We start from the raw sequence: 25,741 nt of genomic DNA on the forward strand, positions 1-25,741 counted from the left end.
GCGCTCAGCCCCTACGGCGGTGACCGGCGGTGCCGGACCGGCCTGAGCCGAGTTCCTCCCGCCGGTCACCGCCGTCGTGGTCGAGCGCCGTCGCGGCGGTAGTGGGGGGTGCGGCGTAAAAGGAGGTCGTAGCTTGTCGGCCTTGTTCAGGGCATCGGCCCGGCCCGTCGGCCTTGTTCAGGGTCCTCGGCCCGGCCCGTCAGAACAGCCGCAGCTTGTCGTCCTCGATGCCGCGCAGGGCGTCGTAGTCGAGGATCGTGCAGCCGATGCCGCGGTCGGTGGCGAGGACCTTGGCCTGGGGCTTGATCTCCTGGGCCGCGAAGATGCCCCGGACGGGGGCGAGATGGGGATCGCGGTTGAGGAGTTCCAGGTAGCGGGTGAGCTGTTCGACGCCGTCGATCTCGCCACGGCGTTTGATCTCGATGGCCACGGTCTGGCCCTCGGCGTCGCGGCACAGGATGTCCACCGGGCCGATCGCCGTCATGTACTCGCGGCGGATGAGGGTGTAGCCGTCGCCGAGGGTCTCGATGCGGTCGGCCAGCAGCTCCTGGAGGTGCGCTTCCACGCCGTCCTTGATCAGGCCCGGGTCGACGCCCAGCTCGTGCGAGGAGTCGTGCAGGACCTCCTCCATCGTGATGATGAGCTTCTCGCCCGCCTTGTTGATGACGGTCCAGACGCCGGTCTCGTCACCCGTTCCCTCCTTGAGGGTGCACGGCGGCGACATCCAGTTGAGGGGCTTGTAGGCCCGGTCGTCCGCGTGGATGGAGACACTGCCGTCCGCCTTGACCAGGATCAGACGGGGGGCGGAGGGAAGGTGGGCGGTGAGCCGGCCGGCGTAGTCGACGGAGCACCGGGCGATGACGAGACGCATGGTCGGCAACGCTACTCGACGCGCCGCCCTCCACGCGATTCGCCCGCACTACGGCTGACGGCCCCTCCGCGACCGCTCCTGAAGAGTCGCCTGCACACGCCTGTTCAAACCTGGCCGATTGTGTGCCTAAAGGGACCGTCGCATATACGCAATCTCCTGGTGGCGTCACCGCCCGTTGCCTACCGTAGTAAACGGGAGGTCGCGAGTTGTGTACTCAGCGTGTTCGGTATCGCGAACTCCCTTACCTGTCCGCCAACCCCTGTTGTTCGGGGGTGCGAGAGGAGTACCCATGTCGCTCGACGTCTCACCGGCCCTACTCGAACAGGCCGAGCGAGGCGAGGTCGACGAAGCGGATTTCGTCGACTGCGTCCGGACCTCCCTGCCCTACGCATGGGAGATGATCAGCTCCCTGGTGGCCCAGCTGAAGGTGGACGGCGGAGACTTCGCCGACAACCAGACGCCTCCGCCGGACGAGCAGGCACGCGGTCAGCTGCTGCGTGCGCTCGCGAGTGACGCCATACGCGGCGCCCTGCAGCGGCACTTCGGTGTGCGGCTGGCCTTCCAGAACTGCCACCGTGTGGCGGTGTTCCCGCTGGACGCCTCGGTCGACGAGACACTGGCCCGCTTCACCTCGGTGCGCAATCAGCTGCTGAACCAGTCCCCGGAACTCCGGGACTGCTGACGCCGTGCTCCGGTACTGCTGACGCAGTGAGCCGCTTGCTTGCCGCTCCACACGCGGGAGGTGCATCAGTCACTGGGGCGGCAAGCTCCCCGCGGCGGTGAGGTCACCGGAGGTGCGGCAGTACCTCGGCACCCAGCCGTCGTACGTTCTCCTCCGTGGCCGCCAGATCCCCCGAGCCCTCCGTCAGCAGGGCGAAGCGGGAGATGCCGGTCCGCTCGGAGGTCGCGGCGAGGCGGTCGACGCACAGCCGCGGGGTACCCACCGGGTGGAGGCCGCAGAGCAGTTCGGTGTAGGCGAGCGGGTCCCGCATCGAACGGAACCGGCCGTCCACCGTCATATGGGCCTCCAGGCCCTGCTTCAGCCAGCCCGGCATCGCCTTCGTCAGGGTCTCCGCCGCGTCGGTGCGGCTGTCCGCGATCTGGCAGACGCCGGCCGACACATGGGCCGCCCCGGCGATCTCGTCGCCCGGCCGCCCGGCCGCCCGCGCGTGCTGCCGCCACAACGCGACCATCTCGGCCTTCTCCTCGTCGCCGACGTGCATCCCGAGCAGCATCGGCAGCCCTCGCTCGGCGGCCAGCCGGATGCTCGCCGCGGAGGTGCAGGCGACCACCACCTCCGGCCCAGGCGCCTCCGTCAGCGCCTCCGACGGGCGCGGTACGACGGGGACCTCACGGAACGAGAAGCGCGGTCCGGAGGCCGACACGGCCGGTTCGCGCAGCCAGCGCATCAGCAGATCGAGTGATTCGGGGAAGCCCTGTTCGTACGCCTCCAGGCCGGAGCCGAAGACCTCCAGATCCACCCAGGGCCCGCCCCGCCCCACGCCGAGCGTGAAGCGGCCGCCGCTCGTCACGTGCAGCAGCGCGGCCTGCTCGCCGAGGGCGACCGGGTGGACGGTGGGCAGTACGCTCACCGCCGTACCGACCCGCAGTCGCCGGGTGCGGCCCAGCAGTAAGGCCGCCAGGGTGACCGCCGACGGACACGTGCCGTACGGCACGAAGTGGTGCTCGGCCAGCCAGACCGCGTCCAGACCGGACTCCTCGGCCACCTCCGCCGTGCGCACCGCCCGGTGCAGGGCTTCCCCCTGACCCTGGCCCGGGAACTGGGCGGCCAGCACAAAACTACCTACGCGCATCGTTTCTTCCTGCTTTCCTGGCTCCGACCCGGAGCTCCCCCACCGGGCATAACCGTCTGACACGTGCCGAGGACACGGCCTGGCGGAGAGATTTGCGGATTGTCTGGAGAATGGGTCGCCCTGGAGGGGGACTTGTGCGGGTTGGTGCCCTACGCGTACCCCCGTGCGCGCGTCGTAGGCTGGACACAGCCCATGCTTCCTGTATAGCCCCGAGAGGTGTCCCGTGTCCCCGCGTCGCAACCGACCCCAGGGCCCGAACGGATCGGCCTCGTCCGGCCGGAGCGCCGAGGACGACCGCGCGGACCGCTACGGCGGCTGGCAGTCCACCGAGAGCTGGCAGGGCGAGGAGTGGAGCGTCCGGCACGTGGCCGGCGCCAGCGCGGTCGGCAAGACGTACCGGTGCCCGGGCTGCGACCAGGTGATCGCCTCCGGGGTCCCGCACGTGGTGGCCTGGCCGGAGCACTCGGGCGTGGACGAGCGCCGGCACTGGCACAAGGCCTGCTGGAACGCGAAGGACCGCCGCACCACGCGGGTGCAGCGGCCCAGGAACGCGCCGAAGTTCTGAGGGTCGTACGGCCTACACGTCCCGCTTCTCCAGCAGCACGTAGGCGCCCGCGAACGCGACGGCCGTCACACCCAGGATGATCCACAGCGGGTCCCAGCCCGAAGGGCCGGATTCGCTCAGGGAGTTGGAGTAGAAGACGCTCAGCTGGTTCGGGATCGAGTACTCGAACAGGGCGTTGCGCACCTTCTCCAGCGACGAGGAGAACATGAACAGGGCGATCACCAGCGGGGCGAGCACCGCGCCGATCATGATGGTGATGGCGCCCGCCGAGTGCCGGATGATCGAGCCGATGATCAGCGAGAGCAGTCCGAGCAGCGCGATGTAGAGGCTGACGCCGACGGTTCCCTTCAGCCATTCCCCGCCGGTCGGCTTCCGGGCGATGTCGCTCAGCATCGACACCTGCGTCATGGCCACGAACGCGCTGGCCGCGAGGGTGATCACGAACGCGACCGCGAAGAAGACGATCGCCTTCGCCGCGAGCACGCGGGCGCGGGAGGGGCAGGCCACCATCGTCGTACGGATCATGCCCGTGCCGTACTCCGAGGCGGTCGTCAGCACGCCGAGCGTGATGATGCACATGCTGCCGAGCAGCAGCCCGAAGAAACCGAGCGAGAGCGCGTTGCTGCCGGACAGGTCGTCCGACGAGGAGGTGGAGTTGCTGACCACGGCGCCGGCGAGCAGGCCGATGCCGATCACCAGGAGAACGAAGACGCCGAGCGTCCAGATCGTCGAACGCACCGACCTGATCTTCGTCCACTCGGAGGTGATCGCGTGCCCGAGGCGGGTGCGCACCACCGGGATCGGCGAGACGTAGCCGGGGTACGAACCGCCGGGCGCCGCCTGCCAGTCGGGTGCGGCCGGGGCCGTCTGCGGCAGCGGAGGCTGGTGGGTGCTCATCGGGCGTCCTCGGGCTTGGTCAGGTCGGCGGGGGCAGCAGGAGCGGCGGGGGCGGTGGGCGCGGCGGCGGGGGCCGGCCGGGCCGGTTCGGCGGCTGCCGGAGCGGACCCGGGAGCCGGAGCGGGCGTCGGCTGGGCGTAGGGGTTGGGAGCCGCCTGGGGAGCCCCGTACGGGCCCTGCGGGGCGCCGTACCCGCCTGCGGGCGCACCGGGCGCACCGTACGGTCCCGTGAACGGCTGGCCGCCCTGCTGCGGCGGCGGTGGGGCGTACCAGCCCGGCTGGCCCTGCCCGGGCACCGGCATCGGCGGCTGGGCGCCCGGCGGCAGGGGCTGCTGGAGGCCGGCCTTCTGGTCGATCGAGGACCGGTAGTCGACGGCGCCCTGCGTCATCCGCATGTACGCCTCCTCCAGCGAGGCCTGGTGCGGGGACAGCTCCCACAGCCGTACGTCCGCCTCGTGCGCGAGGTCGCTGATCCGGGGCAGCGGCAGCCCGGTCACTCTGAGCGCCCCGTCCTGCTCCGGCAGGACATGGCCGCCGGCCTCGGTCAGCGCCGAGCCGAGCTTCTCGCGCAGCTGCGGCTCGGTGTCCGGGGTGCGGACCCGCGCGAAGTCGGCGGAGTTGGCCGAAATGAAGTCGGTCACGCTCATGTCGGCGAGCAGCTGGCCCCGGCCGATGACGATGAGGTGGTCGGCGGTCAGCGCCATCTCGCTCATCAGGTGGGAGGAGACGAAGACCGTCCGGCCCTCGGCGGCCAGGGACTTCATCAGGTTGCGCACCCAGAGGATGCCCTCGGGGTCGAGGCCGTTGACCGGCTCGTCGAAGAGCAGCACCTGGGGGTCGCCGAGGAGCGCGGCGGCGATGCCGAGGCGCTGGCCCATGCCGAGCGAGAAGCCCTTGGAGCGCTTTCCGGCCACGCCCTGGAGGCCCACCACCCCGAGCACCTCGTCGACCCGGCGGGCCGGGATGGCGGACAGCTGGGCCAGCGACAGCAGGTGGTTGCGGGCGGACCGGCCGCCGTGCACCGCCTTTGCGTCGAGCAGCGCGCCGACCTGGCGGGCGGCGTTCGGCAGCTTGCGGTACGGGAAGCCGCCGATCGTCACCGAACCGGCGGTCGGGTTGTCCAGACCCAGGATCATCCGCATGGTCGTCGACTTGCCCGAGCCGTTCGGCCCGAGGAAGCCCGTGACGGCTCCGGGTCGTACCTGGAAGGAAAGGTTGTAGACGGCGGTCTTGTCGCCGTAGCGCTTGGTCAGGCCGACAGCCTCGATCATGCTCCGCACCCATCGAAAGGATCAGGACATGGGGCAGACGCCCCCCGTAAGGGTTAGGAGGATATCGGGGAGCTGACGGTTCCGCCCAAGAGCATGTAAAGACTTCCGGCGACAGAACCGGTCACGACCCCGTCACTGGGCGTCGCGCCGCTTCAGCAGGACGTACCCGCCGGCCAGCGCGGCGATCACCCACAGCCCCATGATGCCGAGCCCGCCCCAGGGCCCGTACGGGACGTCGTCGCCGGCCCTCGGGACCACCTGCATGATGTGGCTGCCCGCCTGGTCCGGCAGGAACCGGCCGATCTTCTTCGTCGCGTCGACGTTGCCGAGGATGTTGGAGATCAGGAAGAAGAACGGCATCAGGATGCCCAGCGACAGCATCGGCGAGCGCAGCATCGCGGCCACGCCCATGGAGAACATCGCGATGAGCGTCATGTAGAGCCCGCCGCCGACGACCGCGCGCAGCACCCCGGGGTCGCCGAGCTGGGCCCGGTGGGAGCCGAGCATGGCCTGCCCGAGGAAGAAGGCGGCGAAGCTGGTGACCATGCCGACCACCAGCACCAGGGCCGCCGCCACCGCGATCTTGCTGAACAGGAAGGTGGCCCGCTGCGGCACGGCGGCCAGCGAGACCCTGATCATCCCGGTGCTGTACTCGTTCGACACGACGAGCACCCCGAACACGATCATCGCCAGCTGACCGAGGGTCATCCCGGCGAAGCTGATGTTCGTCGGGTCGAAGGAGAGCCGTTCCCGCGCGGGCATGTTGCCGAACTGCCTGTTCGCGAGCCCGGAGATCAGCATTCCGAGGGCCACGGTGACCACCACGGCCAGGGACAGCGTCCACACCGTCGACGCGACGGACCGGATCTTGGTCCACTCGGACCGTACGACCTGGGTGACGACGGCCATGTCACGCTCCCTTGTCCCAGCCGGAGCCCCAGGCCTGTGGCACCGGGGGCGAGTCGGCGTGCGCGTGGTACTCCACGGACTCCGCCGTCAGTTGCATGAACGCCTCCTCAAGGGAGGCCTGCTGGATGCTCAGCTCGTGCAGCACGATCCCGTTCTGCGCGGCCAGCTCCCCGATCGGTTCGGCCTTCCCGCCCTCCACCTCCAGGGCTCCGGTCCCCGTCTCGACGACGGTGATCCCGGCCCCGTGCAGCACGTCGAGCAGCCGCTCGCGTTGCGGGGAGCGGACCCGGACGTACGACCGCGAGTTCGTCCGGATGAAGTCCGCCATGGAGGTGTCGGCGAGCAGCCGCCCCTGCCCGATGACGACCAGGTGGTCGGCGGTCAGTGCCATCTCGCTCATGAGGTGGGAGGAGACGAACACGGTCCGGCCCTGGGCGGCCAGCGACTTCATCAGGGTCCGGATCCAGTGGATGCCCTCGGGGTCGAGCCCGTTCACCGGCTCGTCGAACATCAGGATCCGCGGGTCGCCGAGCAGCGCCCCCGCGATCCCGAGCCGCTGCCCCATCCCGAGCGAGAACCCCTTGGCCTTCTTCTTCGCCACCGCCGTCAGTCCGACGGTGTCGAGGACCTCGGCCACCCGCGCCGTCGGGATCCCGTTGCTCTGCGCGAGGCAGAGCAGGTGGTTGAAGGCGCTGCGCCCGCCGTGCACGGCCTTCGCGTCGAGCAGCGCCCCGATGTACGTCAGCGGGTCCTTGAGCTGCTCGTACCGCTTGCCGTCGATCCGGACCCGGCCGCCCGTGGGGTGGTCGAGCCCGAGGATCATCCGCATGGTGGTGGACTTCCCGGCACCGTTGGGCCCGAGGAACCCGGTGACGATGCCGGGTCTGACGGTGAACGTGAGGTCGTCGACCGCGGTCTTGTCGCCGTAGCGCTTGGTCAGGCCCGCCAGCTCGATCATGCGGCCACGCTAAGACCGGCCTACGGGGGCTGCCACCTGAGAGGGCCGACGGCATGTGAGGGGGCCGATGCCACCTGAGGGGGCCGACGCCACCTGAGGGGGCCTACGTCCCCTACTCCTCCGGCTCCCAGGCCAGCAGCTGGTCGAACAACCGTCGTTCCCCGTCGAGTTTCAGGGCGTCCACCGGGACCCGGTCGTACAGGGCGAGGACCAGCTCCCCGGCCGTGCCGCGCAGGGACGCGTCGGCCGCGGGCGCCGTGTCCGGCGTCGTGAGGCGGGCGGCCCGGGCGCCGTCGGCGGAGAGCGTGACGCGCCAGGAGCGGCCCTCGGTGGCGTGGTAGTCGACGGTGGCGGGGCGGTGCGGCCAGGGGGCCGTGGTGGCGCAGCAGGTGTGCAGGAACTCGTCGACGCCGTCGAGCGCCACCTCCTCCGGCAGCGGCTGCGGGGCGCCCGCGGTGAGCTGGGCGTCGTAGGTGTGCAGCGCGATCTCCTGGAGCTGGTGCCGGGCGCCGGCACCGGTGGTCTGCGGCGACTGCGACGCGGGCCACCAGGTCCAGCAGCCGCGGTCGGGGCCGGACTCCCGCAGCGCGTCCAGGAGCCGGCGCGCCGACGCGGCCCACCAGTCCAGCAGGGCCTCGCGCTCCCGGGGCGGAGCCGGGGTGTCCCAGGCCGACTTGGCCGGGGGAGCGTCGGCGGGCCCCGTGGCGACGATGACGGCCCACTTGCGGCGCCCCTCGCCCAGGTGCCGCACCAGATCGAACAGCGTCCACTCGGGACAGGTCGGCACTCGCGCGTCGAGGTCGGGCGCGGCGGCGACCGCGGCGCCGAAGGCGGCCGAGCGTTCGTCTATCAGGCGCAGCAGGTCGGAGAAGTCCGGAGTCGTTTCCACCCCGGATCTGTATCACCCGGCTCCGACGGCCGGACAGCGAATATCCCGGCCGCCGCGCCCCTGAAGAGGGGCCGGGTGCACGCCCCTTCCAGGGGCGTGCACCCGCACGACGGAGGCCCGCACCCCCCGAAGGGAATGCGGGCCTTCGAGGTCGCTAACGCTTACCGGGACTGCTGGGCCGGGACCCCGCGGGAGATCGGCTCGTCCTCCGCCGGGGAGCTGGCGGCGGCCACCGCGGCACCGGTCAGCGTGGCCAGCATCTCGCGGACGTTGGTCAGCTGGGCGTTGATGCTGTCGCGGCGGTTCGTCAGCGCGGCGAGCTCACGCTCGGATTCCGAACGGATCCGGTCGGCCTTGGCGTTCGCGTCCGCGACGATGTCCTCGGCCTGGCGCTGAGCCGTCTCGACGGTCTGACGGGCGCGGCGCTCGGCGTCGGTACGCAGCTTCTCGGCCTCCAGGCGCAGCTGCTCCGCGCGGTGCTCGATCTCCGCGAGGCGCTTCTCGGCCTTCTGCTGGCGGGACGCCAGGTCACGCTCGGACTGCTCGCGGCGCTTCGCGAGGTTCGTCTCGAAGTCGGCGGCGGCCTGCGCGGCCTTCGCACGGGTCTCCTCGAAGAGGGCGTCCGCCTCCTCGCGCTTGGACTGCGCGTCCTTCTGAGCCTCGGAGCGCAGCTGCGAGGCGTCGCTCTTGGCCTTCTCGACGATCCGGACGCCCTCGTCCTCGGCCTTGGCCTTGCGCTCCGCAGCGAACGATTCTGCGTCGTTGCGCACCTGCTGGGCCGCCGACTCGGCGAGCTCACGGTGCTGCTCGGCCGCCCGGCGGGCCTCCTCGCGCAGGTCCTTCGCCTCCTCCTCGGCGAGGCGGAGGATCTTCTCGACACGCGCGCCGAGACCGGCGTACGACGGCTCCGCGTCGGTTACCTGAGCCTGGGCGTTCTGCGTCTCGAGGTGGAGCTCCTCGATGCGCTTTTCCAGAGCGGTGATGCGGGCGAGAGCGCTGTCACGGTCGGAGACGAGCTTGGAGATCCGTTCGTCCACCTGAGCGCGGTCGTACCCACGCCGCACTAGCTCGAAGCCGTAGGGGGAAGTGTCGCTCATGGGTTTCCTGTCGAGTGAGACCGGTGAGGTGATAGGTGGAATCCTAGGGGCCGATGCGGTGTGTCATCGAGCGGATGCGTGTTTGATCTGGAGAATGACACCACTTTTGGGTGGCTGGCTGTGAGATCGCTTGCCAAAGCCTCTGCCAAAGGTTCACGCAAAAGCCTCAGAACACTACAGACCGGACTTCGGACTCTAGCCTTCTGACGACTTGCCACCCGATCGGGGTGCCCCCACCGTGCTGCCCGCCTTGACTCCGCCGTCCTTGCCGGACGACGGGGCCTCGAAGGACTCCAACGCCTCCAGGACGTCCTGGACACGGGAGATCTCGCCGTTGATGTTCTCCCGCCGGCGCTCCAGGATCTCCAGTTCGCGCTTTCCTTCCTCGACCGTGCGGCGGGCCTCGCGGATCGCCTCGGCCTTGAGCTCCTCGGCCTCCCGGACCAGCGTGGCCTTCTTCTGCTCGGCCTCCTTGAGCAGACCCTCGGCCTTCTTGACGGCGGCGATCCGGACCTTGCCCGCCTCGGAGCTGGCCTCCGAGACCAGGTCCTTGGCCTTGGCCTGAGCCTTGGCGAGCTGCTCCTCGGCGGCCTTGATGAGCGCGTCGCAGCGGTCGCCGGTGGACTTCATGGTCTCGGCGGCCTCGCGGCGGGCCCGGTCGTGCAGCCCCTCGATCTCGGTGGTGATGCGCTCGCGCAGCTCCTCCGCGCGCTCCCTTATGGCGGTGGCGTCCCGGCGGGCGCCGACGAGCAGCTCGTCCGCGTCCGTACGGGCCTGCTCCACCATCGAGTTGCCCTCGACCGTGGCCTCGGAGACCAGCCGGTCGGCCTCGCTGCGGGCCGCGCCCACCATGGTGTCGGCCTGCGACTCGGCGTCCGCGGTGGTCTTCATCGCCTGCTGCTGTGCCTCGGTGAGCAGCTTGTCGGCCTCGGCGGTCGTCTCGTTGATGAGCGTGTCGACCTGCTCGGCCACGTCCTGGCGCCGCTTGTTGGCATCCTTGCGGGCCTCGTCGAGGGTGCGCTCGGCTTCCTCGCGCGCGGAGTTGAGCATGCGCTCGACCGCCGCCTCCGCATCCGCCTTGAGCCGCTCGGCGTCGGCGCGGGTCCGGTCGGCGTGCAGCTGGGCGGAGCCGACCGTCTCGGCGGCCTCGGCGCGCAGCCGCTCCGCGTCGCCGGTGGCGTCCGAGATCAGCTTCTCCGCCTTGGCGATGGCGTCGGCGCGGACCCGGTCGGCCTCGGCGATGGTCTCGTTCTGGAGCAGCTCCGCCTCGTTGCGCGCCTCGGTGATGAGGGTGTCGGCCTGGGTCGCCGCGTCCGAACGCATCCGGTTGGCGTCCTCGCGCGCCTCGGCACGCGTGCGCGAAGCGTCCTGGTCGGCCTGGGCGACCGCGTCGGAGACCTCGGTGCGCACCCGCTGGGCATGGGCGGCCGCCTCGGACCGCAGCCGCTCCGACTCGGCCATCGCGTCGGTGACGGTCCGCTCGGCGAGCGCCTTCGCCGCCTCGGACGCCTCGGCCGCCTCGCGCCGGATCCGGGTCGCGTCCTCGCTGGCCCGCTCCCGCTCGGCGTACGCGTCGGCGCGGACCCGGTCGGACTCCTCCTCGGCCTCCCGCCGGGTACGGTCCGCGGCGTGCTCGGCGGCCGAGCGCAGCCCGGTGATCTCCTCCTGCGCCTGCTCGTGCAGCCCGGAGACCGAGTCCCGCACCTGCTGGGCGTGCTGTTCGGCGGCCGACACCATCTCGGTGGCCCGCCGGTCCGCCTCCTCGACCAGGCGTACGGCCTCGGCCTGCGCCTCCTCGACGCGGTTGCGCGCCTGGGCCAGCAGGTCCTCGCTCTGCTCGCGGGCCCGCTCCCGCTCCTGGCCGGCCTCCTCGCGCGCCGAACCGAGCAGCTCCTCGGCCTCCCGGCGGCGGCGGGCGGCCTCCTCCTGCGCGGCGGCCAGCGTCTCGGACGCCTCCGTGGACAGCCGCTCGGCGGCCGCCTGTGCCTCGGCACGCACCCGGTCGGCGGTGTCCTGGGCCTCCTGCTTGAGCCGCTCCGCCTCGGCCGCGGCCTCGGACCGCAGCCGTACGGCGATGGTCTCGCCCTCCGCGCGCGATGCCGACGCGTCCGCGGCGGCCTCGTCGCGCAGCCGCTCGGCCTCGGTCTCGGCCTGCTGCTGGAGCGTACGGATCCGCTCGGCGGCCTCGCCGCGCAGCCGGTCGGTCTCCTCGGCGGCCTCCCGGCGGATCCGCCCGGCCTCCTCGCGCGCCTCGGTCAGCGACTGCTCGGCACTCGTCAGCCGGTCCTCGGCCTCGGTGTGCAGCCGGGTCAGCTCGTCGGCGGCCTCCGCGCGCCGGGCCTCGACGCCCCGCTCGGTCTCCGCGCGCAGCTCCTCCGCGGCCCGCTCGGCATCCGCCTTGAGTCCCTCGGACTGCTCCAGGACCTCCTCGCGGTGCCGGTCGGCCTCCTGCCGGGAGCGCTCCAGGGTCTCCTCGGCCTGCCGGCGCAGCGCGGTCGCGCGCTCGATGGCCTCGGTGCGGACCTTCTCGCTGTCCGTGGTCGCGGTCTGCCGCAGCTCGTCGGCGTCGGCCTTGGCCTTGGCGAGCAGTTCCTCGGCGGACCTGGCCGCCTCCTCGATCGTCTGCACGGTCTCGCGCCGGGCCTCGGCGCGGATCGACTCGCCCTCGGCGACCGAGTCGGCGCGCAGCTGCTCGGCCTCGCCGCGCAGCCGGCGGGCCTCCTCCTGCAGCTCGACCGTCTTGGCGCGGTACTCCTTGGTGTCGTCCTTCGCCGTGCCCTTGAGCTGCTCGGCGATGTCGTGCGCCTCGGCGCGCAGCCGGTCCGCCTCGGTCTCCGCCTCGGTGCGGATCCGCTCGGCCTCCTCGACGGCGCCCTTGGTGGTCTGCCTGGCCTCCTCGGCCGCCCTGTTCAGGACGTCCTCGGCGGTCTTGGCGGCCTTCGCCAGCTGGGAGGCGCTCTCCTCGGCGGTGAGACTGCGGGCCTTCTCGGAGGCCTCCGCGGTGATCTTCTCGGCCTCGGCGCGCGCGTCCGCGACGATCTGCTCGGCGCTCGCCTTGGTGGCCTCCGCCTCCTTGGTGGCCTCGCTGACCAGCCGGGCGACCTGCTCCTTGGCGGTCTGGGTGCGCTGCTGGTTGCTGGCCTCGGCGCTGGAGAGGGCCTTCGCGGCGCTCGCCTCGGCCTCGGTGACCAGCTTCTCGGCCTCGGACTGCGCCTTGCGCAGCGCCTCCTCGGCCTGCGCCATCCGCTCCTCGGCGGCCCGGCTCAGCTCGCCCGCCTGCCGACGGGCCGAGTCCGACTCCGTCGCGGTGGAGTTGCGCAGCTGCTCCGCGTGGTCGGTGGCCTCCTGGGCCTGTGTGGACGCGGCGTTCAGCAGCCGCTCGGCGTCCCGGCGGGCGCGCAGCAGGATCTGCTCGGCCTCCCCGCGGGCCGCCTCGGTGTCGCCGGCCAGCCGCTGCCGGGCCTCGTCGGTCAGCCGCTGGGCCTCGGCCCGGGCGGCGGACATGGCCTGCTCGGCCTCGGCCCGCGACTCGTCGAGCAGCCGCCGGGCCTGCGACTCACTGCGTGCCCGCAGCTGCTCGGCCCACGACACGTTCTCGTTGACGTGCGACTCGACGGTCTGCCGGCGCTCGGCCAGCTCCTGGTCCAGCTGCTGGCGGCGGGTCACCGCCTCCTGGTGCAGCTCGGCCTGGAGCCGTGAGGCCTGCTCGGCGTGCTCCTGGAGGATCCGCTGGGTCTGCGCCCGGGCCTCTGCGGCGACCCGCTCCGCCTCCTGGCGGATCTGGTCGGCCTGCATCTGGGCGTTACGGAGCAGCTGCTCGGTGTGATAGCCGATGTCACCGCCGTCGTACGCGGGCCGGGACATGATGGTGCGGCGCGCCTCGTGCAACTTGGCGCGCAGCACCTCGACCTGGTAGCCGAGGTCCTCGGCATGCTGGATCGCCTTTTCCCGCTCGGTCTTCAGCCGTTTCATCTCGGCTTCGAAACGAGTGAGGTGGTCGACGTCAGCCGCCGGCTCTCGCTCCTGGCTCTCGTAGCCCCGCACTGCGCGGTCCCATCCGTCCCCTGGTCGCAACCTTTTCCGAACGAGCTCCGTCCATCCGCCGAACGGGGCCCCCGGGGAATGGTGTCAGATCAACGGCGGAGCACGGGCTGCTGCCCCGACGCTCGTCCCCCGAAACCCGGACCCCGGCATGCGGCCGCCCCGGCCCTGCGAACCTGCGAAGGGACGACCGCCCCCAACCCTACCGGCCCATATGTACGAGGGTCAGTGCTCAGGTGACTCAACAGCCGCCGAAGTGACCAGTTCTGTCAGTACGCCGTGGCAATCCTTCGGGTGCAGGAAGGTGATCCGCGACCCCATGGAGCCGATCCGTGGCTCCTCGTACAGAACGCGTACGCCCTTGGACCGGATGTCGGCCGCGTCCCCGTCCACATCCGCCGTACCGAAGGCGATGTGGTGGACCCCCTCGCCGTTCTTCGCGAGCCACTTGCCGACCGCCGAGTCCTCCCGGGTCGGTTCGAGGAGCTGCAGGTAGGAGGCGCCGCCGTCGGACGTCTCGTTGATCTTGAGCATGGCCTCGCGCACGCCCTGTTCCTCGTTGACCTCGGTGTGGAACACCTCGAAGCCGTACGTGGCCCGGTAGAACTCGACGGTCGCGTCGAGGTCGTGGCAGGCGATCCCGATGTGGTCGATTCGCGTCAGCATGGATTCAGTGCAGCGCCACGGCGATGGTTACGCAACGTGCCAGCGATCACACTGACGGCCCGATGACGGCACGGAGTGCCACGCAATACATTCGAAGTACACCCTCATCTGGGGGGATCCCCCAGACCCCCCACTCGTTCACTCCTCGGCAGTGCAGCCGGTAAGGGGATTCGCAGCTCATGACCTCTGGAACCTCTGGAACCACCTCGGTGATCGTCGCGGGCGCGCGGACGCCCATGGGACGACTGCTGGGCTCGCTGAAGTCCTTCTCCGGAGCCGACCTCGGCGGCTTCGCGATCAAGGCCGCCCTCGACCGTGCGGGGATCGGTGGCGACCAGGTGCAGTACGTGATCATGGGGCAGGTGCTCCAGGCCGGCGCCGGGCAGATCCCGGCCCGCCAGGCCGCCGTCAAGGCCGGCATCCCGATGAGCGTCCCGGCGCTCACGATCAACAAGGTGTGCCTCTCCGGCCTCGACGCCATCGCGCTGGCCGACCAGCTGATCCGCGCGGGTGAGTTCGACATCGTGGTCGCGGGCGGCCAGGAGTCCATGACCAACGCCCCGCACCTGCTCCCGAAGTCCCGCGAGGGCTTCAAGTACGGCGCGATCGAGATGCTCGACGCGATGGCGTACGACGGCCTGACCGACGCCTGGGAGAACATCCCGATGGGCGAGTCGACCGAGAAGCACAACACCCGCCTGGGCATCCTGCGCCCCGAGCAGGACGAGATCGCCGCCCTGTCCCACCAGCGGGCCGCGGCCGCGCAGAAGAACGGGATCTTCGAGGCCGAGATCACCCCGGTCGAGATCCCGCAGCGCAAGGGCGAGCCCGTCGTCTTCAGCAAGGACGAGGGCATCCGCGGCGACACCACGGTGGAGTCGCTGGGCAAGCTGCGGCCGGCGTTCACCCGCGAGGGCACGATCACGGCCGGTACCTCCTCGCAGATCTCGGACGGTGCGGCTGCCGTGGTCGTGATGAGCAAGGCCAAGGCCGAGGAACTGGGCCTCACGTGGCTCGCCGAGATCGGCGCCCACGGCAACGTGGCCGGACCGGACAACTCCCTCCAGTCCCAGCCGTCCAACGCCATCCTGCACGCCCTGAAGAAGGAGGGCCTGGAGGTCGGCGACCTGGACCTCATCGAGATCAACGAGGCCTTCGCCGCCGTCGCCGTCCAGTCAATGAAGGACCTCGGCGTGTCCACCGAAACGGTGAACGTCAACGGTGGTGCGATCGCCCTGGGCCACCCCATCGGCATGTCCGGCGCCCGGCTCGTCCTGCACCTGGCCCTGGAGCTCAAGCGCCGGGGCGGCGGGGTCGGCGCGGCCGCGCTGTGCGGTGGCGGCGGCCAGGGCGACGCGCTGATCGTGCGGGTGCCGAAGGCCTGAGCAAGTTTCTCTGCGCGAACGGAAGCGAACGGAAGCGAACGGAGCTGTGATGCAGGACGTCTCCTCACTGGTGGCCCAGGCCAGGGAGGGCCGCCCCCGTGCGGTGGCCCGCCTGATCTCCCTGGTGGAGGGGGCGTCCCCGCAGCTCAGGGAGGTCATGGCGACGCTGGCGCCGCTGACCGGCAACGCCTACGTGGTGGGCCTGACCGGCTCCCCGGGCGTCGGCAAGTCCACCTCCACGTCCGCGCTCGTGACGGCCTATCGCAAACAGGGCAAACGGGTCGGCGTGCTGGCCGTCGACCCGTCCTCCCCCTTCTCCGGCGGAGCGCTCCTGGGCGACCGCGTCCGCATGTCCGACCACGCCTCCGACCCCGGCGTCTACATCCGCTCGATGGCCACCCGCGGCCACCTCGGCGGGCTCGCCTGGGCCGCCCCCCAGGCCATCCGCGTCCTGGACGCGGCGGGCTGCGAGGTGATCCTGGTGGAGACGGTCGGCGTCGGCCAGTCGGAGGTGGAGATCGCCTCCCAGGCGGACACCAGCGTGGTGTTGCTGGCCCCCGGCATGGGCGACGGCATCCAGGCGGCGAAGGCCGGCATCCTCGAAATCGGCGACGTGTACGTCGTCAACAAGGCCGACCGCGACGGGGCGGACGCCACGGCCCGCGAACTGAACCACATGCTCGGCCTCGGCGAGTCCCGCGGCCCGGGCGACTGGCGTCCGTCGATCGTCAAGACGGTCGCCGCGCGCTCGGAGGGCATCGACGAGCTGGTGGAGGCCCTGGAGAAGCACCGCGCCTGGATGGAGGAGCGGGGCGTCCTGACGGAACGCCGCGTGGCCCGTGCCGCCCGCGAGGTCGAGACCATCGCGGTGACGGCCCTGCGCGCCCGCATCGGCGACCTCCACGGCGACCGCCACATCGACGCACTCGCGGACCGCATCGTGGCCGGCGAACTGGACCCGTACCGCGCGGCGGACGAACTGGTGGCGGGCCTGACGGAAGGCTGACGCCTGGCCTGGCCGACGTCGCGGGGGTGCGGGTCGCGGTGCGGGCGCGGGCCGCCGGGGGCTGATCGCGCAGTTCTCCGCGCCCCTGACGGGGCGCTGCCCAGCCGCTCCTCTCACACCCCGCAGCGGCACCCTGCAGGCGTCGGTGAGCGTCCCCCCGCCCACGGACAGCAAGCGGCGGACGGGACCTGAACCCCCGTCCGCCGCCGTCAGGTGCTGTCTGTCGTCACGGGCGCCCGCGCTGCCCCCGCAGGTGTTCCGCGATGGGCTTCAGGCCCTTGTCCAGCTCTATGAGTGTCTCCGGCGACAGCAGGTCGATGAAGTGCCGTCGCACGGAGGCGACATGATGTGGCGCCACCTTCTTCATCGTCTCCATGCCGTGCTCGGTGAGGACGGCGAACAGCCCGCGGCGGTCCGACTCGCAGTTCTCGCGGCGGACCAGGTTCGCGTTCTCCATGCGGGTGATCTGGTGGGACAGCCGGCTCTTGGACTGGAGGGTGGCGGAGGCGAGGTCGCTCATCCGCATCCGGTAGTCCTCCGACTCGGACAGGTTCACCAGGATCTCGTAGTCGTTCATTGTCAGGCCGAACGGCTGCAGATCCTTTTCGAGCTGGTACGTCAACAGCCTGTTGACCTCCAGGTGGGTGCGCCAGGCGCACTGCTCCGCATCGGTCAGCCAGCGCGTGGCCGTCTCGGTCTCCATGAATGAAGTCTACCTAAAATGTTGAAAGGCGAACTAGTGAGGGTGGTGTGACTGTGCGCACGCGTTCGATGTCACACTCCGCAGACTACCGCTCACAGCCCGAAGCGACGCTGGAGGTCCCCCAGCTGTCCGGGAAGGCGCGGTGCGCCCGGTTGCTGTGGACGACCTGTGGAGGGGGCGCCTCCGCCGGGCACCCCGGGCTCGTGCGGAACCGCTCCCGTGGCCTGCTCGGCCATCAGGGTCTCGGTGGACTGGAGCAGGACCGTGCCGGCCCCTACGAACTCGAACTGGTGCTCCTCTCCGGAGGCCCCGCCGAGGCCTGTCAGTGCACGTAGACCGCCCATCACGCCGGTCATGTACCCATGGTCGTAGTGGTGGCACGGGGAGGGGCAGTCGGCCCATCCCACCAGTGCCTGCGGGTCCACCCGGATGGGGGGTTCCATGAACACCACCGGACCGTTAGATGCCGCCACAAACTTTCCGGTTCCGATAAGGGTCAGAAAACCGGGAACGATTGATTGCTTCAGCGCGAGACTTGGCTGAAAAGCGAGCAGGTTGCCGGAGCGAATGGTCAGGTTGCCGTCTTCGAGGTCGTACGAGTTCACATCGAACGCCCGGTCGGCGAGGAGCATCTTGCCCGAGCCCTCCGCCACCACCCAGTCGCTCGCGTGCAGTGGCGAATGGAAGGAAGTGCGGACCAGCCGGTCGAGGCGGCCGTGTCCGATGCCGTTGAAGTCGATCGAGCCGTAGTAGGCGATCATCTTCCCCTTCTGCAGGAACCACTGGCCGCTCTTGAGCTCCACGCAGAAGGTGTACTTGTTGACGTTGTCGTCGACGGGGAGGGTCATGGGGTCGTGCACGACCGGCCCGGCCGCTCCGGCGGCTCCGTATGCGCTCACAGCTTCTCCTCGGACGCCTGCACGTACACCATGCCGTTGCCGCTGAGCTCCAGCTGGAACGCCTCGCCGGAGCCGCGGCCCACCATCTCCCGCCAGCCGAGCGCGGACGACAGCTTGTTGCGCACGTCGCCGTGGTGGGCGACGTAGGCCTGCGGGTCGACATGGACCGGGCGCTGCGGAGTGACCGGGATCTCGAAGACCCCGCCGTGGGCCATCACGGCGACCGCGCCGTGGCCCTTGAGGGTGGTGGTGAACAGGCCCTGGCCGGTGACCTGGCCGCGCACCATGCCCATCACGCCGCCCTGGGAGCCCATGAACATCGTCCCCTGCTGCAGCGTGCCCTCGAAGGCGAGCAGCCGGTCCGCCTCGACGTAGAGGGTGTCACCGGTGAGGGTGATGACCTGGACGTGGTGGCCGCCGTGCCCGAAGAAGACCGTGCCGCTGCCCTCGACCGTCATCAGGGGGGTGGCCTCCCCGGCCACCCGGCGGCCGAGCATGGACATCAGGCCGCCCTGGCCGCCCTGGATGTTGGGGGTGAAGGACACCTCGCCCTTGTACGCGAGCATCGCCCCGCGCTGGCTGTACAGCCGCTGCCCGGGGACGACGGTCGCCTCGACCATCTTCGAGTTCACCTCGCGCAGGGCCATGTCAGACGTCCCCCGCGATCGTGTTCCGCTCGCTCGGCTGTACGTACACCAGGCCGTCCCCCTCGAACCGGATCTGGAAGGCCTCGCCGCCGCCCTCCCCGAACAACGTGCGGAAGGTCACACCCGACTGGAAGGACTGGCGGAGGTTGCCCTGGTGGGCGATGTAGGCGCCCGGGTCGACGGTCAGCGGGTACTGCGCGCTGACTCTCAGCACCACCGCCGGGCCGTCCGACGTGATCGCCGCCTGGCCGTGGCCCTCGACCGTGGTGGTGAACAGGCCGTTGCCCTGGGAGGCGCCGCGCAGGCCCGTGAAGGTCGTGCCGGTGCGCAGGCCGGCGTCGGTCGCGAGCAGGTTGCTCGACTCGACGTACAGCTTGTCGCCCTGCAGGCCGACCAGGTTGATCTCGGACGCCCGGTCCGCGAACCAGCACGTCCCGTGCCCTTTCACCTCCATCACCGTCATCTGCTCGCCGGTGAGCCGCCGGGTCACCATCCCGCGCAGCCCCTCGCCGCCGCCGCTCAGCTTCTTGAACGCCATCTGCCCGTCGTACGCGACCATCGAGCCGTTCTTCGCCTTCACGGCGTCCCCGGTCATCTCGACGGCGAGCACCTTGCTGCCCTGGAGTCGGAACATCGCCACGCTGCGAAGGTAGCCGCAGGCAGACGGCGGCGACAGGTCCCGTGGGTGGACGTCACCCCGGATCCGTCCCCTAGGGGTGCGGCCGTCAGGGGGTAGTCAGGGGTGCCGCCGCTCAGCGGGGAGGCGTATCACGGCCGTTCCGGCCGTCAGGTCGACCGTGGACCGCGGCGGGGCGCCGTCCTCCTCGTCGCCCGCCCCGGCCTCCCACCCCCGCGCGGGGACCGGGAGGCTCCTTTGCCACAATGGTTGAACGTTTGTGCTCGCGTTCACAAAGAGTGGACGTCTCTCCCACCGAAGGTGACTCGTGGACATCAAGACCGCCACCGCCATCCGACGCCTCCGCCTGGTCTCCGCCCCGGAGGCCGTGTCCTTCCTGATCCTCCTCGTCTGCTCGGTGCTGAAGCGGACCACGGACTTCAACGCGGTACCCGTGATGGGCGCGGTCCACGGTGTCCTGTTCATCCTGTACGTGATCTTCTGGGCGGACGCCTGGAACCGTGCCAAGTGGCCGCTGGGGACCGGGCTCCTCTACTTCGTCCTCTCCGTCCTGCCGACCGGCGGCTTCTTCGCCGAGCGCAAGCTGCGCCGCGCGTCCGAGGACGCGGTGATCGCGGCCCGCGCCCGTCAGGAAGGGGCGGTGAAGGCATGATCGTCGCCTTCTCCGTCACGCCGCTCGGCGTCGGCGAGGACGTGGGGGAGTACGTCGCCGACGCGGTGCGGGTGGTCCGCGAGTCGGGGCTGCCCAACCGCACCGACGCCATGTTCACCTCGATCGAGGGCGAGTGGCACGAGGTCATGGACGTCGTCAGGCGCGCCGTCGCCGCCGTCGAGGAGCGCGCCCCGCGCGTCTCCCTGGTCCTCAAGGCGGACATCAGGCCCGGCGTCAGCGACGGGCTCACCAGCAAGGTGGCGACGGTCGAGCGGTACCTCGCCGAGTAGCCGAATCACCGAGCCGACAGCCGGCGGAACCCCGGTCCTCCAGGGCCGGGGTTTTCTTCTACCCTGGGATTGAGCGATCGCTCAAAAAAGGGTAACTTCATCTCAGCAGTTTTGAGCGATCGCTCAAAATGAGCTCATAAGACCAGGTGGCGGGGGTACGACACCAATGGGGCTCTACATAGAGGCGCACATCCGCGCCGACCTCGACGAACTGTGGGCACGCACCCAGGAACCCGCGCAGCACCAGCGCTGGGACCTGAGGTTCACCGAGATCGCCTACCTCCCGCGCACGGAGGGCGAGCCGCAGCGCTTCCGGTACGCCACGCGCGTGCTGCCCTTCCTCACCGTCGCCGGCACCGGCGTCTCCGCGGGGGAGAAGGAGCGCCCCGACGGCACCCGCACCTCCGCCCTGCGCTTCGCCTCCCCGGACCGGCTCTCGCTGCTCGCCGAGGGCAGCGGCTACTGGCGGTACGTACCGGTCGCCGACGGCGTCCGCTTCCTCACCGGCTACGACTACCGGCCCCGGTGGGGCGCGGTCGGCGCACTCGCCGACCGCCTGGTCCTCCGTCCCCTGATGGGCTGGGCGACCGCCTGGTCCTTCGACCGGCTGCGGCTGTGGCTGGAGCGCGGGATCACCCCGGAACGGGCGCGGTGGAACTGGCTGGCCGAGATGGCGGTCCGGGCGCTGACGATCGCCGGCTGCGGCACCGGCCTGAGCCGGGGTCCGGTCCTGGGCACCCTCGCCCCGACCGTCGCCTTCCTGGTCCCGCTCGTCCTCGTCGTCGCCCTCTTCCTGGCGGTCGTCACGTCGCCCCTCGCCGCCACCCCGGCCGCCCGCCGCTGCCTGCGTACCCCGCCCGCCCGAACGGCCGCCCCGCGCGTCCTGCGCACCCTGGAGAAGCAGCCGTGACCTCGATGTTCCGCACCGTGCTCGGCCCCGACTTCGACCGGCTGCACCCGCAGCTCCAGCGCCGCTTCTCGGTCGGCCTGGCGAGCGGCGAGGCCTGCACCGGCCACGGCGTGATGGACCGGATCTGGCACGGCGGGGCCTTCGTGAAACCGTTCCTGGCGCTGGGCACCACCCGCAACATCCTGGTCCCCAGGGCCGCCAGGAACGTCCCCTTCAAGATCGAGAATGTGCCCTACGCGGACGGCTACGGCCGTGAGACGGTGAGTTTCGTGCGCACCTTCGACCTGCCCGGCCGCCCTCGCCGCTTCGACGCCCAGATGGTGCTCAGCCCCAAGGGCGACCGCATCCTCGACTACCTCGGCACCCACCAGCACCTGGCCAGCGAACTGCACTTCCACGCCGAGTCCGACGGCTCCCTCCTGATCCGCTCCGGCGAACACCGCTTCAGGGAGGGCCCGGTGGACGTCCGCGTCCCCGAACTCGTCGGCGCCACCGCCGAGGTGCGCGAGTCCTACGACGACCGGGCCGGCCGCTTCCGCATCCAGGTCCGGGTGGTGAACCGGTACTTCGGGCCGCTCTTCGGCTACCAGGGCTCCTTCGAGGCGTCGTACACCGCCGTCCGCGGCCGCGGGGTGCGGCCCGGGCTGCGGCCCGTCCGTGAGGAGCCGCGCGCGTGAGCCCGGAGACCGCCAAGTCCCTGGAGACGAAGCACAAGCTGCTGGAGGGCGCGCTGCGCACGCTCACCGAGCAGGGGATCGCCAAGACCTCGGCCCGCACGGTGGCGGCGGCCGCCGGGGTCAACCAGGCGCTGGTCTTCTACCACTTCGGATCCATGGACGAACTCCTCGCCGCGGCCTGCCGGTACGGCGCCGAGCAGGCCGTGGCCCGCTTCCGCCCCCGGCTCGCCACTGTCGGCTCGTTCTCCGAACTGCTCACGGTGGGGCGGCAGATCCACGAGGAGGCGCGCGCGGGCGGCCATGTCGCCCTGCTCGGGCAGCTGCTGGCCGGTGCGCAGACCCACGAGGCGCTCGGACCCGCCACGGCGGCCGGGCTCGACCTGTGGATCGCCGAGATAGAGGAGGTGCTCGTCCGGGTCCTCGCGGCCACCCCCTTCGGGGAGTTCACCGACCCGGCCGGGCTCGCCCGCACGGTCGCCGCGTCGTTCGTCGGCATCGAGCTGTACGAGGGCGTCGACGCGACCGGCGCCCATGCGGCCCTGGACGCCCTGGAGCAACTCGGCGCACTGGTGGCCGCGTTGGAGGAACTCGGCCCGGTGGCCCAGCGTGCGGTCCGGCACCGGCTGCGCCGCGTCGGCCGCCCTTAGGGGCGCCGCGGCTCGGGCGGCAGGTGCCGGACCAGCAGCGTGACGGCTTCCTCGGCCGTCGCGACCTCGCCCAGTTCGGCGAAGTCCGACGAGTAGACCGTGTAGGGCGGCGGGCCGTAGAGGACGTACGGAAGGCGCTCGCCGGGACGTTCCTCGCCGGGCAGGCCGCGCAGGAAGTGCAGGGCGCCGTGGCTCGGCCAGGGGTACAGGGCGCGCAGCCGGGGGTCGGCGTGGGTCGCGTGCGCGATCTCGACCAGTTCGTCGGTCAGGAAACCCCGGGTGTTCGGGCGTCGTTCGAGCAGCCACTGCCAGGCGGTGGCCGCGTCGGGTGCTTCCGGCATGGGCCTCATCCTGGCACGGGTCAGCCGCCCGGTGTCCCGGACGTCAGTGCGATGCCCAGCGGGGTCCGTTCGTACAGCACCTGGTGGCCGTAGCGGCGCGAGGTCAGCAGCCCCGCGTCGCGCAGGACCGCCAGGTGCGCGGAGACCGAGGAGGGGGCGAGCCGCAGCCGGTGGGCGAGGGCGGTGGTCGTCGCCGGTTCGGCCAGGGCGGCCAGGACGGCGGCGCGGCCCCGGCCCACCAGCCGTACCAGGGCGTCGGGCGTGGTGTCGGCCGGGTCGGTCCACAGGCCGCCGATGCCCCGGGCCGGGTAGACCAGCGTGGGCCGGGCCGGCGGGTCGAAGGTGCTGATCACGTCCGGCCAGGTGAACACGCTGGGCATCAGCACCAGGCCCTGTCCGCCGAGGCGCCGCTCGTACGCCCCGGGCGACTCCACCGTCAGCGTCCCGGACCGCCAGCCGCAGCGGCGGTGGATCTCCGGCAGCAGTCCGCCCAGGCCGACCTCCGCCAGCCGCCGCGAATGGAAGGCGATGTCCGCCTCCAGCAGGGCGCGCAGCCGGGGCCAGTCCGGGGCCACCAGGACCCGCCAGGCCGCCTCCAGCGCGTCCGTCACCTCCCGGACCATGCGCGGCGGATCCGCCAGCCAGGCCCGGCCGGTCGCCGACTCCGGCGCGCCCGGCGTGTCCGCGAGCGACCGCGCGGTGTCCGCCCGGGCCGTCTCCGGGTCCACCGCCCGCAGGGCCGCCAGCTCCTCCTCGACGGAGGCGGCCGGACCGGTCGGCGGCGGCACCAGCCAGTCGGGGGAGTGACCGCGCCGGGGCATCAGCAGCCACAGCGGGGCCAGGTCGAGACCGGCCGCCACCGCCCTGATCCGCCGCAGCCAGGGCGCGTGATAGCCGTGCCGGTCCGGTCGCCGCAGTGTGCGCACCGCCTCCTGCGTCTCCCACAGCGGCGACAGGGCGAATCGGCACCGGAGGAAGTCGTCCTCGTCGAAGTGGAGGTGGGAGGGCATGGCGGGGTCCCGGGTGGTGGAGGCGAAGATTCGGCTGGTGCCGAAACTCTAAGCGGCGGGCCGGCGCGCGGGCACGCTGCCGTCCATGTCCGCGCCTGCCCTGGAGCGACCCGCCGGCTACGGCCGGGTCCTCGCCGTACCCGAGTTCCGTGCCGTCTTCGCCGCCCATGTGCTGTCCATGCTCGGCGTGATCGTCAGCGAGATCGCGCTGTCCGTGCTGGTGTACGACCTCACGGGATCACCGCTGCTCAGCGCGCTGACCTTCGCGCTGGGCTTTCTGCCCTACCTGGTCGGCGGCACCCTGCTGGCCCCGGTCGCGGACCGGTTCCCGGCCCGCCGGGTGCTGGTCGTGTGCGACCTGGTGTGCGCGGGGTGCGTCGCCGTGATGGCGGTACCCGGAACCGGCATCGGCCTGCTGCTCGGACTGCGCTGCGCGCTCGCCGTCGTCTCGCCGGTGTTCGCCGGCACCCGGATGGCGACCCTCTCCGACGTCCTCGGCGGCGGCGAGCTGTTCGTGCTCGGCCGCTCCCTGCTGCGGATCGTCGCGCAGAGCGCGCTGCTGGCCGGCTACGGCCTCGGCGGACTGCTCCTCGCCGTCCTCGCCCCGCGGCACGCCCTGCTGATCACCGTCGGCACCTTCCTCGCCTCGGCCGCGCTGCTGCGCCTCGGCACCCGGCGCCGTCCCGCCCGCGTCCGGACCCGGGAAAGCGGCGGCATCCGGCAGCTGTTCGCCGACCGCCGGATCCGCCTCCTGCTCCTCCTCTTCTGGATCCCGGCGATGTTCGCCGTCGTCCCCGAGGCACTCGCCGCCCCCTACGCCGACGCGCTCGGCACCGGGTCCCCGGGGCTCGGCCTGCTGATGTGCGCGCTGCCGGTCGGCACGGTCGCCGGGGAGCTGTACGCCGGTGCCCGGCTCGGCCCGGCCGCCCGGGAGCGGATCGCCCTGCCGCTGGTCTGCCTCACCCTGCTGCCGTACCTGGGCTACGCCCTGCACCCGTCCCTCGCCCCCTCGCTGCTGCTCCTGGTGACGGCGGGGGCGGGATCGGCGTACACGCTGGGCCTGGACCAGTGGTTCGTGCGGGCCGTCCCCGAGGAGTTGCGCGGCCGCGCCATGACCGTGCTCAGCGCCGGGCTGATGACCCTGCAGGGCGTCGGCATGACGCTGGCGGGGGTGGCCGCGGAGGCGGTGGGGGTGCGGGCCACGGTGGCGGGGGCCGGGGTGGTGGGGGCGGTGTGCTGCTGCGGGCTCGTGGCGGCGGCCCGGCGGGCGGTGCGGCCGGTGCCGTAGCGGCCCCCTTGAAGCGCGGGTCGTCCGTGATGCGGCAAAGGTGACCGAAAGCCGAGACACGGCTGACCGCTATATGACCGGCCGGTAGGGTCGGTGACGTGCCCAAGCCTCTCAGTCTTCCCTTCGACCCCATCGCCCGAGCCGACGACCTCTGGAAGCAGCGCTGGGGAAGCGTCCCGTCGATGGCCGCGATCACCTCGATCATGCGGGCCCAGCAGATCCTGCTGGCCGAGGTGGACGCGGTGGTCAAGCCGTACGGGCTGACGTTCGCGCGCTACGAGGCGCTGGTGCTGCTCACCTTCTCCAAGGCCGGCGAGCTGCCGATGTCGAAGATCGGCGAGCGGCTGATGGTGCACCCGACCTCGGTGACGAACACGGTCGACCGGCTGGTGAGGTCCGGTCTGGTCGACAAGCGGCCCAACCCCAACGACGGGCGCGGCACGCTCGCCACGATCACCGAGAAGGGCCGCGAGGTCGTCGAGGCGGCCACCCGTGACCTGATGGCGATGGACTTCGGGCTCGGGGTGTACGACGCCGAGGAGTGCGGGGAGATCTTCGCGATGCTGCGGCCGCTGCGGGTCTCCGCGAACGACTTCGACGAGGACTGAACCCGCCGTCGGCGCAGCGGTGACCCGCGGCAAGATCTCCCGGAACGGGTGGTTACGCTCGTC

At 71.5% G+C, this 25,741-nt stretch carries 28 protein-coding genes; 11 read left to right on the top strand and 17 right to left on the bottom strand.

Going from position 1 to position 25,741, the window contains the following annotated elements; translation table 11 throughout:
* Positions 1 to 199: 199 nt before the first annotated feature.
* Complete coding sequence (gene nucS, locus ACFWPQ_RS45525; protein ID WP_093499047.1) at positions 200 to 871, bottom strand: endonuclease NucS; 672 nt, start codon at positions 869 to 871, stop codon at positions 200 to 202.
* A gap of 289 nt (positions 872 to 1,160) precedes the next feature.
* Between nucS and ACFWPQ_RS45530 the strand changes: the two genes are divergently transcribed.
* Positions 1,161 to 1,553 (top strand): SCO5389 family protein, encoded by a 393-nt coding sequence (locus ACFWPQ_RS45530; protein WP_089098747.1) that lies wholly within the window; start codon positions 1,161 to 1,163, stop codon positions 1,551 to 1,553.
* A 103-nt stretch (positions 1,554 to 1,656) separates the two neighbouring features.
* Here the strand turns inward: ACFWPQ_RS45530 and ACFWPQ_RS45535 are convergent, their stop codons facing one another.
* Complete coding sequence (locus ACFWPQ_RS45535) at positions 1,657 to 2,685, bottom strand: LLM class flavin-dependent oxidoreductase (RefSeq protein WP_384049222.1); 1,029 nt, start codon at positions 2,683 to 2,685, stop codon at positions 1,657 to 1,659.
* Positions 2,686 to 2,908: 223 nt separating this feature from the next.
* Here ACFWPQ_RS45535 and ACFWPQ_RS45540 point away from each other — a divergent pair, with 223 nt between their 5' ends.
* The gene (locus ACFWPQ_RS45540) at positions 2,909 to 3,250 is read left to right on the top strand and encodes an ATP/GTP-binding protein (RefSeq protein WP_384049224.1); all 342 of its coding nucleotides are present in this window, start codon (positions 2,909 to 2,911) and stop codon (positions 3,248 to 3,250) included.
* Between the two features lie 12 nt (positions 3,251 to 3,262).
* Here ACFWPQ_RS45540 and ACFWPQ_RS45545 read toward each other — a convergent pair whose 3' ends face one another.
* The 8 genes from ACFWPQ_RS45545 to mce all read right to left on the bottom strand — a co-directional run bounded on the left by ACFWPQ_RS45545 (position 3,263) and on the right by mce (position 13,978).
* Positions 3,263 to 4,147: an ABC transporter permease subunit gene (locus ACFWPQ_RS45545; protein WP_384049227.1), complete on the bottom strand. Its 885-nt coding sequence runs from the start codon at positions 4,145 to 4,147 to the stop codon at positions 3,263 to 3,265.
* Positions 4,144 to 5,418: an ABC transporter ATP-binding protein gene (locus ACFWPQ_RS45550; protein ID WP_384049230.1), complete on the bottom strand. Its 1,275-nt coding sequence runs from the start codon at positions 5,416 to 5,418 to the stop codon at positions 4,144 to 4,146. The genes ACFWPQ_RS45545 and ACFWPQ_RS45550 overlap by 4 nt, the downstream gene beginning before the upstream one ends.
* Positions 5,419 to 5,550: 132 nt before the next feature.
* Positions 5,551 to 6,327 carry an ABC transporter permease gene (locus ACFWPQ_RS45555; RefSeq protein ID WP_384049233.1) on the bottom strand — a complete coding sequence of 259 codons (777 nt, stop codon included), beginning with the start codon at positions 6,325 to 6,327 and terminating at the stop codon, positions 5,551 to 5,553.
* Between the two features lies 1 nt (position 6,328).
* Complete coding sequence (locus tag ACFWPQ_RS45560) at positions 6,329 to 7,285, bottom strand: ABC transporter ATP-binding protein (protein ID WP_384049236.1); 957 nt, start codon at positions 7,283 to 7,285, stop codon at positions 6,329 to 6,331.
* A gap of 112 nt (positions 7,286 to 7,397) precedes the next feature.
* Positions 7,398 to 8,174, bottom strand: a complete 777-nt coding sequence (locus tag ACFWPQ_RS45565; protein WP_384049239.1) for a maleylpyruvate isomerase family mycothiol-dependent enzyme — start codon at positions 8,172 to 8,174, stop codon at positions 7,398 to 7,400.
* Between the two features lie 161 nt (positions 8,175 to 8,335).
* Positions 8,336 to 9,271, bottom strand: coding sequence for a cellulose-binding protein (locus ACFWPQ_RS45570; RefSeq protein ID WP_089098739.1), 936 nt, complete (start codon positions 9,269 to 9,271; stop codon positions 8,336 to 8,338).
* Positions 9,272 to 9,466: 195 nt separating this feature from the next.
* Positions 9,467 to 13,315 carry a polarized growth protein Scy gene (gene scy / locus ACFWPQ_RS45575; protein ID WP_384049241.1) on the bottom strand — a complete coding sequence of 1,283 codons (3,849 nt, stop codon included), beginning with the start codon at positions 13,313 to 13,315 and terminating at the stop codon, positions 9,467 to 9,469.
* Between the two features lie 222 nt (positions 13,316 to 13,537).
* Complete coding sequence (gene mce / locus ACFWPQ_RS45580) at positions 13,538 to 13,978, bottom strand: methylmalonyl-CoA epimerase (protein ID WP_093499037.1); 441 nt, start codon at positions 13,976 to 13,978, stop codon at positions 13,538 to 13,540.
* Between the two features lie 179 nt (positions 13,979 to 14,157).
* Between mce and ACFWPQ_RS45585 the strand changes: the two genes are divergently transcribed.
* Together ACFWPQ_RS45585 and meaB are read left to right on the top strand one after the other, a co-directional pair.
* Positions 14,158 to 15,363: an acetyl-CoA C-acetyltransferase gene (locus tag ACFWPQ_RS45585; RefSeq protein ID WP_384049245.1), complete on the top strand. Its 1,206-nt coding sequence runs from the start codon at positions 14,158 to 14,160 to the stop codon at positions 15,361 to 15,363.
* Positions 15,364 to 15,412: 49 nt separating this feature from the next.
* Positions 15,413 to 16,369: a methylmalonyl Co-A mutase-associated GTPase MeaB gene (meaB, locus tag ACFWPQ_RS45590; RefSeq protein WP_384049248.1), complete on the top strand. Its 957-nt coding sequence runs from the start codon at positions 15,413 to 15,415 to the stop codon at positions 16,367 to 16,369.
* A 226-nt stretch (positions 16,370 to 16,595) separates the two neighbouring features.
* Here meaB and ACFWPQ_RS45595 read toward each other — a convergent pair whose 3' ends face one another.
* From ACFWPQ_RS45595 to ACFWPQ_RS45615, 5 genes are all read right to left on the bottom strand, one after another.
* Complete coding sequence (locus ACFWPQ_RS45595) at positions 16,596 to 17,072, bottom strand: MarR family transcriptional regulator (protein ID WP_361290303.1); 477 nt, start codon at positions 17,070 to 17,072, stop codon at positions 16,596 to 16,598.
* Positions 17,073 to 17,164: 92 nt separating this feature from the next.
* Positions 17,165 to 17,920 (bottom strand): AIM24 family protein, encoded by a 756-nt coding sequence (locus tag ACFWPQ_RS45600; protein ID WP_384049360.1) that lies wholly within the window; start codon positions 17,918 to 17,920, stop codon positions 17,165 to 17,167.
* A gap of 47 nt (positions 17,921 to 17,967) precedes the next feature.
* On the bottom strand, positions 17,968 to 18,618 hold the full coding sequence (locus ACFWPQ_RS45605) for an AIM24 family protein (RefSeq protein ID WP_384049252.1): 651 nt from the start codon (positions 18,616 to 18,618) through the stop codon (positions 17,968 to 17,970).
* 1 nt (position 18,619) lies between these two features.
* Positions 18,620 to 19,252 (bottom strand): AIM24 family protein, encoded by a 633-nt coding sequence (locus tag ACFWPQ_RS45610; protein ID WP_361290457.1) that lies wholly within the window; start codon positions 19,250 to 19,252, stop codon positions 18,620 to 18,622.
* A 102-nt stretch (positions 19,253 to 19,354) separates the two neighbouring features.
* Complete coding sequence (locus ACFWPQ_RS45615; RefSeq protein WP_384049255.1) at positions 19,355 to 19,588, bottom strand: DUF6191 domain-containing protein; 234 nt, start codon at positions 19,586 to 19,588, stop codon at positions 19,355 to 19,357.
* On the opposite strand from ACFWPQ_RS45615, the gene ACFWPQ_RS45620 reads away from it, so the two are divergent.
* From ACFWPQ_RS45620 to ACFWPQ_RS45640, 5 genes are all read left to right on the top strand, one after another.
* Complete coding sequence (locus ACFWPQ_RS45620) at positions 19,563 to 19,907, top strand: DUF3817 domain-containing protein (protein WP_384049258.1); 345 nt, start codon at positions 19,563 to 19,565, stop codon at positions 19,905 to 19,907. The two genes, ACFWPQ_RS45615 and ACFWPQ_RS45620, sit on opposite strands and share 26 nt — an antisense overlap.
* Positions 19,904 to 20,197: an MTH1187 family thiamine-binding protein gene (locus ACFWPQ_RS45625; RefSeq protein ID WP_384049261.1), complete on the top strand. Its 294-nt coding sequence runs from the start codon at positions 19,904 to 19,906 to the stop codon at positions 20,195 to 20,197. The genes ACFWPQ_RS45620 and ACFWPQ_RS45625 overlap by 4 nt, the downstream gene beginning before the upstream one ends.
* A gap of 166 nt (positions 20,198 to 20,363) precedes the next feature.
* Complete coding sequence (locus ACFWPQ_RS45630; protein ID WP_384049264.1) at positions 20,364 to 21,107, top strand: hypothetical protein; 744 nt, start codon at positions 20,364 to 20,366, stop codon at positions 21,105 to 21,107.
* The gene (locus tag ACFWPQ_RS45635; RefSeq protein ID WP_384049267.1) at positions 21,104 to 21,784 is read left to right on the top strand and encodes a DUF4166 domain-containing protein; all 681 of its coding nucleotides are present in this window, start codon (positions 21,104 to 21,106) and stop codon (positions 21,782 to 21,784) included. Before ACFWPQ_RS45630 ends, ACFWPQ_RS45635 begins: the two co-directional genes overlap by 4 nt.
* Positions 21,781 to 22,431, top strand: a complete 651-nt coding sequence (locus tag ACFWPQ_RS45640; protein WP_384049270.1) for a TetR/AcrR family transcriptional regulator — start codon at positions 21,781 to 21,783, stop codon at positions 22,429 to 22,431. Before ACFWPQ_RS45635 ends, ACFWPQ_RS45640 begins: the two co-directional genes overlap by 4 nt.
* Here ACFWPQ_RS45640 and ACFWPQ_RS45645 read toward each other — a convergent pair.
* Both ACFWPQ_RS45645 and ACFWPQ_RS45650 read right to left on the bottom strand, forming a co-directional pair.
* A complete protein-coding gene (locus ACFWPQ_RS45645) occupies positions 22,428 to 22,772 on the bottom strand; it encodes a DUF6193 family natural product biosynthesis protein (protein ID WP_384049273.1) in 345 nt (114 codons plus the stop codon). The genes ACFWPQ_RS45640 and ACFWPQ_RS45645 overlap by 4 nt on opposite strands.
* Positions 22,773 to 22,792: 20 nt before the next feature.
* Positions 22,793 to 23,782, bottom strand: coding sequence for a DUF5937 family protein (locus ACFWPQ_RS45650; protein WP_384049276.1), 990 nt, complete (start codon positions 23,780 to 23,782; stop codon positions 22,793 to 22,795).
* An 85-nt stretch (positions 23,783 to 23,867) separates the two neighbouring features.
* On the opposite strand from ACFWPQ_RS45650, the gene ACFWPQ_RS45655 reads away from it, so the two are divergent.
* Both ACFWPQ_RS45655 and ACFWPQ_RS45660 read left to right on the top strand, forming a co-directional pair.
* Positions 23,868 to 25,070, top strand: coding sequence for an MFS transporter (locus ACFWPQ_RS45655; protein ID WP_384049279.1), 1,203 nt, complete (start codon positions 23,868 to 23,870; stop codon positions 25,068 to 25,070).
* A gap of 98 nt (positions 25,071 to 25,168) precedes the next feature.
* Positions 25,169 to 25,678, top strand: coding sequence for a MarR family winged helix-turn-helix transcriptional regulator (locus tag ACFWPQ_RS45660; RefSeq protein ID WP_384049282.1), 510 nt, complete (start codon positions 25,169 to 25,171; stop codon positions 25,676 to 25,678).
* Positions 25,679 to 25,741: the final 63 nt, after the last annotated feature.

The organism is Streptomyces sp. NPDC058464 (assembly GCF_042721035.1).
GTDB lineage: Bacteria > Actinomycetota > Actinomycetes > Streptomycetales > Streptomycetaceae > Streptomyces.

Excerpts from the sequence above, each read along its gene's own strand:
- ACFWPQ_RS45655 (WP_384049279.1), top strand. The coding sequence starts at position 23,868 with ATGTCCGCGCCTGCCCTGGAGCGACCCGCCGGCTACGGCCGGGTCCTC.
- ACFWPQ_RS45585 (WP_384049245.1), top strand. The coding sequence starts at position 14,158 with ATGACCTCTGGAACCTCTGGAACCACCTCGGTGATCGTCGCGGGCGCG.
- mce (WP_093499037.1), bottom strand. The coding sequence starts at position 13,978 with ATGCTGACGCGAATCGACCACATCGGGATCGCCTGCCACGACCTCGAC.
- nucS (WP_093499047.1), bottom strand. The coding sequence starts at position 871 with ATGCGTCTCGTCATCGCCCGGTGCTCCGTCGACTACGCCGGCCGGCTC.
- ACFWPQ_RS45545 (WP_384049227.1), bottom strand. The coding sequence starts at position 4,147 with ATGAGCACCCACCAGCCTCCGCTGCCGCAGACGGCCCCGGCCGCACCC.
- meaB (WP_384049248.1), top strand. The coding sequence starts at position 15,413 with ATGCAGGACGTCTCCTCACTGGTGGCCCAGGCCAGGGAGGGCCGCCCC.
- ACFWPQ_RS45595 (WP_361290303.1), bottom strand. The coding sequence starts at position 17,072 with ATGGAGACCGAGACGGCCACGCGCTGGCTGACCGATGCGGAGCAGTGC.
- ACFWPQ_RS45625 (WP_384049261.1), top strand. The coding sequence starts at position 19,904 with ATGATCGTCGCCTTCTCCGTCACGCCGCTCGGCGTCGGCGAGGACGTG.
- ACFWPQ_RS45605 (WP_384049252.1), bottom strand. The coding sequence starts at position 18,618 with ATGGCCCTGCGCGAGGTGAACTCGAAGATGGTCGAGGCGACCGTCGTC.
- ACFWPQ_RS45560 (WP_384049236.1), bottom strand. The coding sequence starts at position 7,285 with ATGATCGAGCTGGCGGGCCTGACCAAGCGCTACGGCGACAAGACCGCG.
- ACFWPQ_RS45610 (WP_361290457.1), bottom strand. The coding sequence starts at position 19,252 with ATGTTCCGACTCCAGGGCAGCAAGGTGCTCGCCGTCGAGATGACCGGG.
- ACFWPQ_RS45615 (WP_384049255.1), bottom strand. The coding sequence starts at position 19,588 with ATGGCGGTGGCGGTCTTGATGTCCACGAGTCACCTTCGGTGGGAGAGA.
- ACFWPQ_RS45530 (WP_089098747.1), top strand. The coding sequence starts at position 1,161 with ATGTCGCTCGACGTCTCACCGGCCCTACTCGAACAGGCCGAGCGAGGC.
- ACFWPQ_RS45550 (WP_384049230.1), bottom strand. The coding sequence starts at position 5,418 with ATGATCGAGGCTGTCGGCCTGACCAAGCGCTACGGCGACAAGACCGCC.
- ACFWPQ_RS45570 (WP_089098739.1), bottom strand. The coding sequence starts at position 9,271 with ATGAGCGACACTTCCCCCTACGGCTTCGAGCTAGTGCGGCGTGGGTAC.
- ACFWPQ_RS45535 (WP_384049222.1), bottom strand. The coding sequence starts at position 2,685 with ATGCGCGTAGGTAGTTTTGTGCTGGCCGCCCAGTTCCCGGGCCAGGGT.
- ACFWPQ_RS45650 (WP_384049276.1), bottom strand. The coding sequence starts at position 23,782 with ATGCCCTCCCACCTCCACTTCGACGAGGACGACTTCCTCCGGTGCCGA.
- ACFWPQ_RS45600 (WP_384049360.1), bottom strand. The coding sequence starts at position 17,920 with ATGACCCTCCCCGTCGACGACAACGTCAACAAGTACACCTTCTGCGTG.
- ACFWPQ_RS45555 (WP_384049233.1), bottom strand. The coding sequence starts at position 6,327 with ATGGCCGTCGTCACCCAGGTCGTACGGTCCGAGTGGACCAAGATCCGG.
- ACFWPQ_RS45630 (WP_384049264.1), top strand. The coding sequence starts at position 20,364 with ATGGGGCTCTACATAGAGGCGCACATCCGCGCCGACCTCGACGAACTG.
- ACFWPQ_RS45645 (WP_384049273.1), bottom strand. The coding sequence starts at position 22,772 with ATGCCGGAAGCACCCGACGCGGCCACCGCCTGGCAGTGGCTGCTCGAA.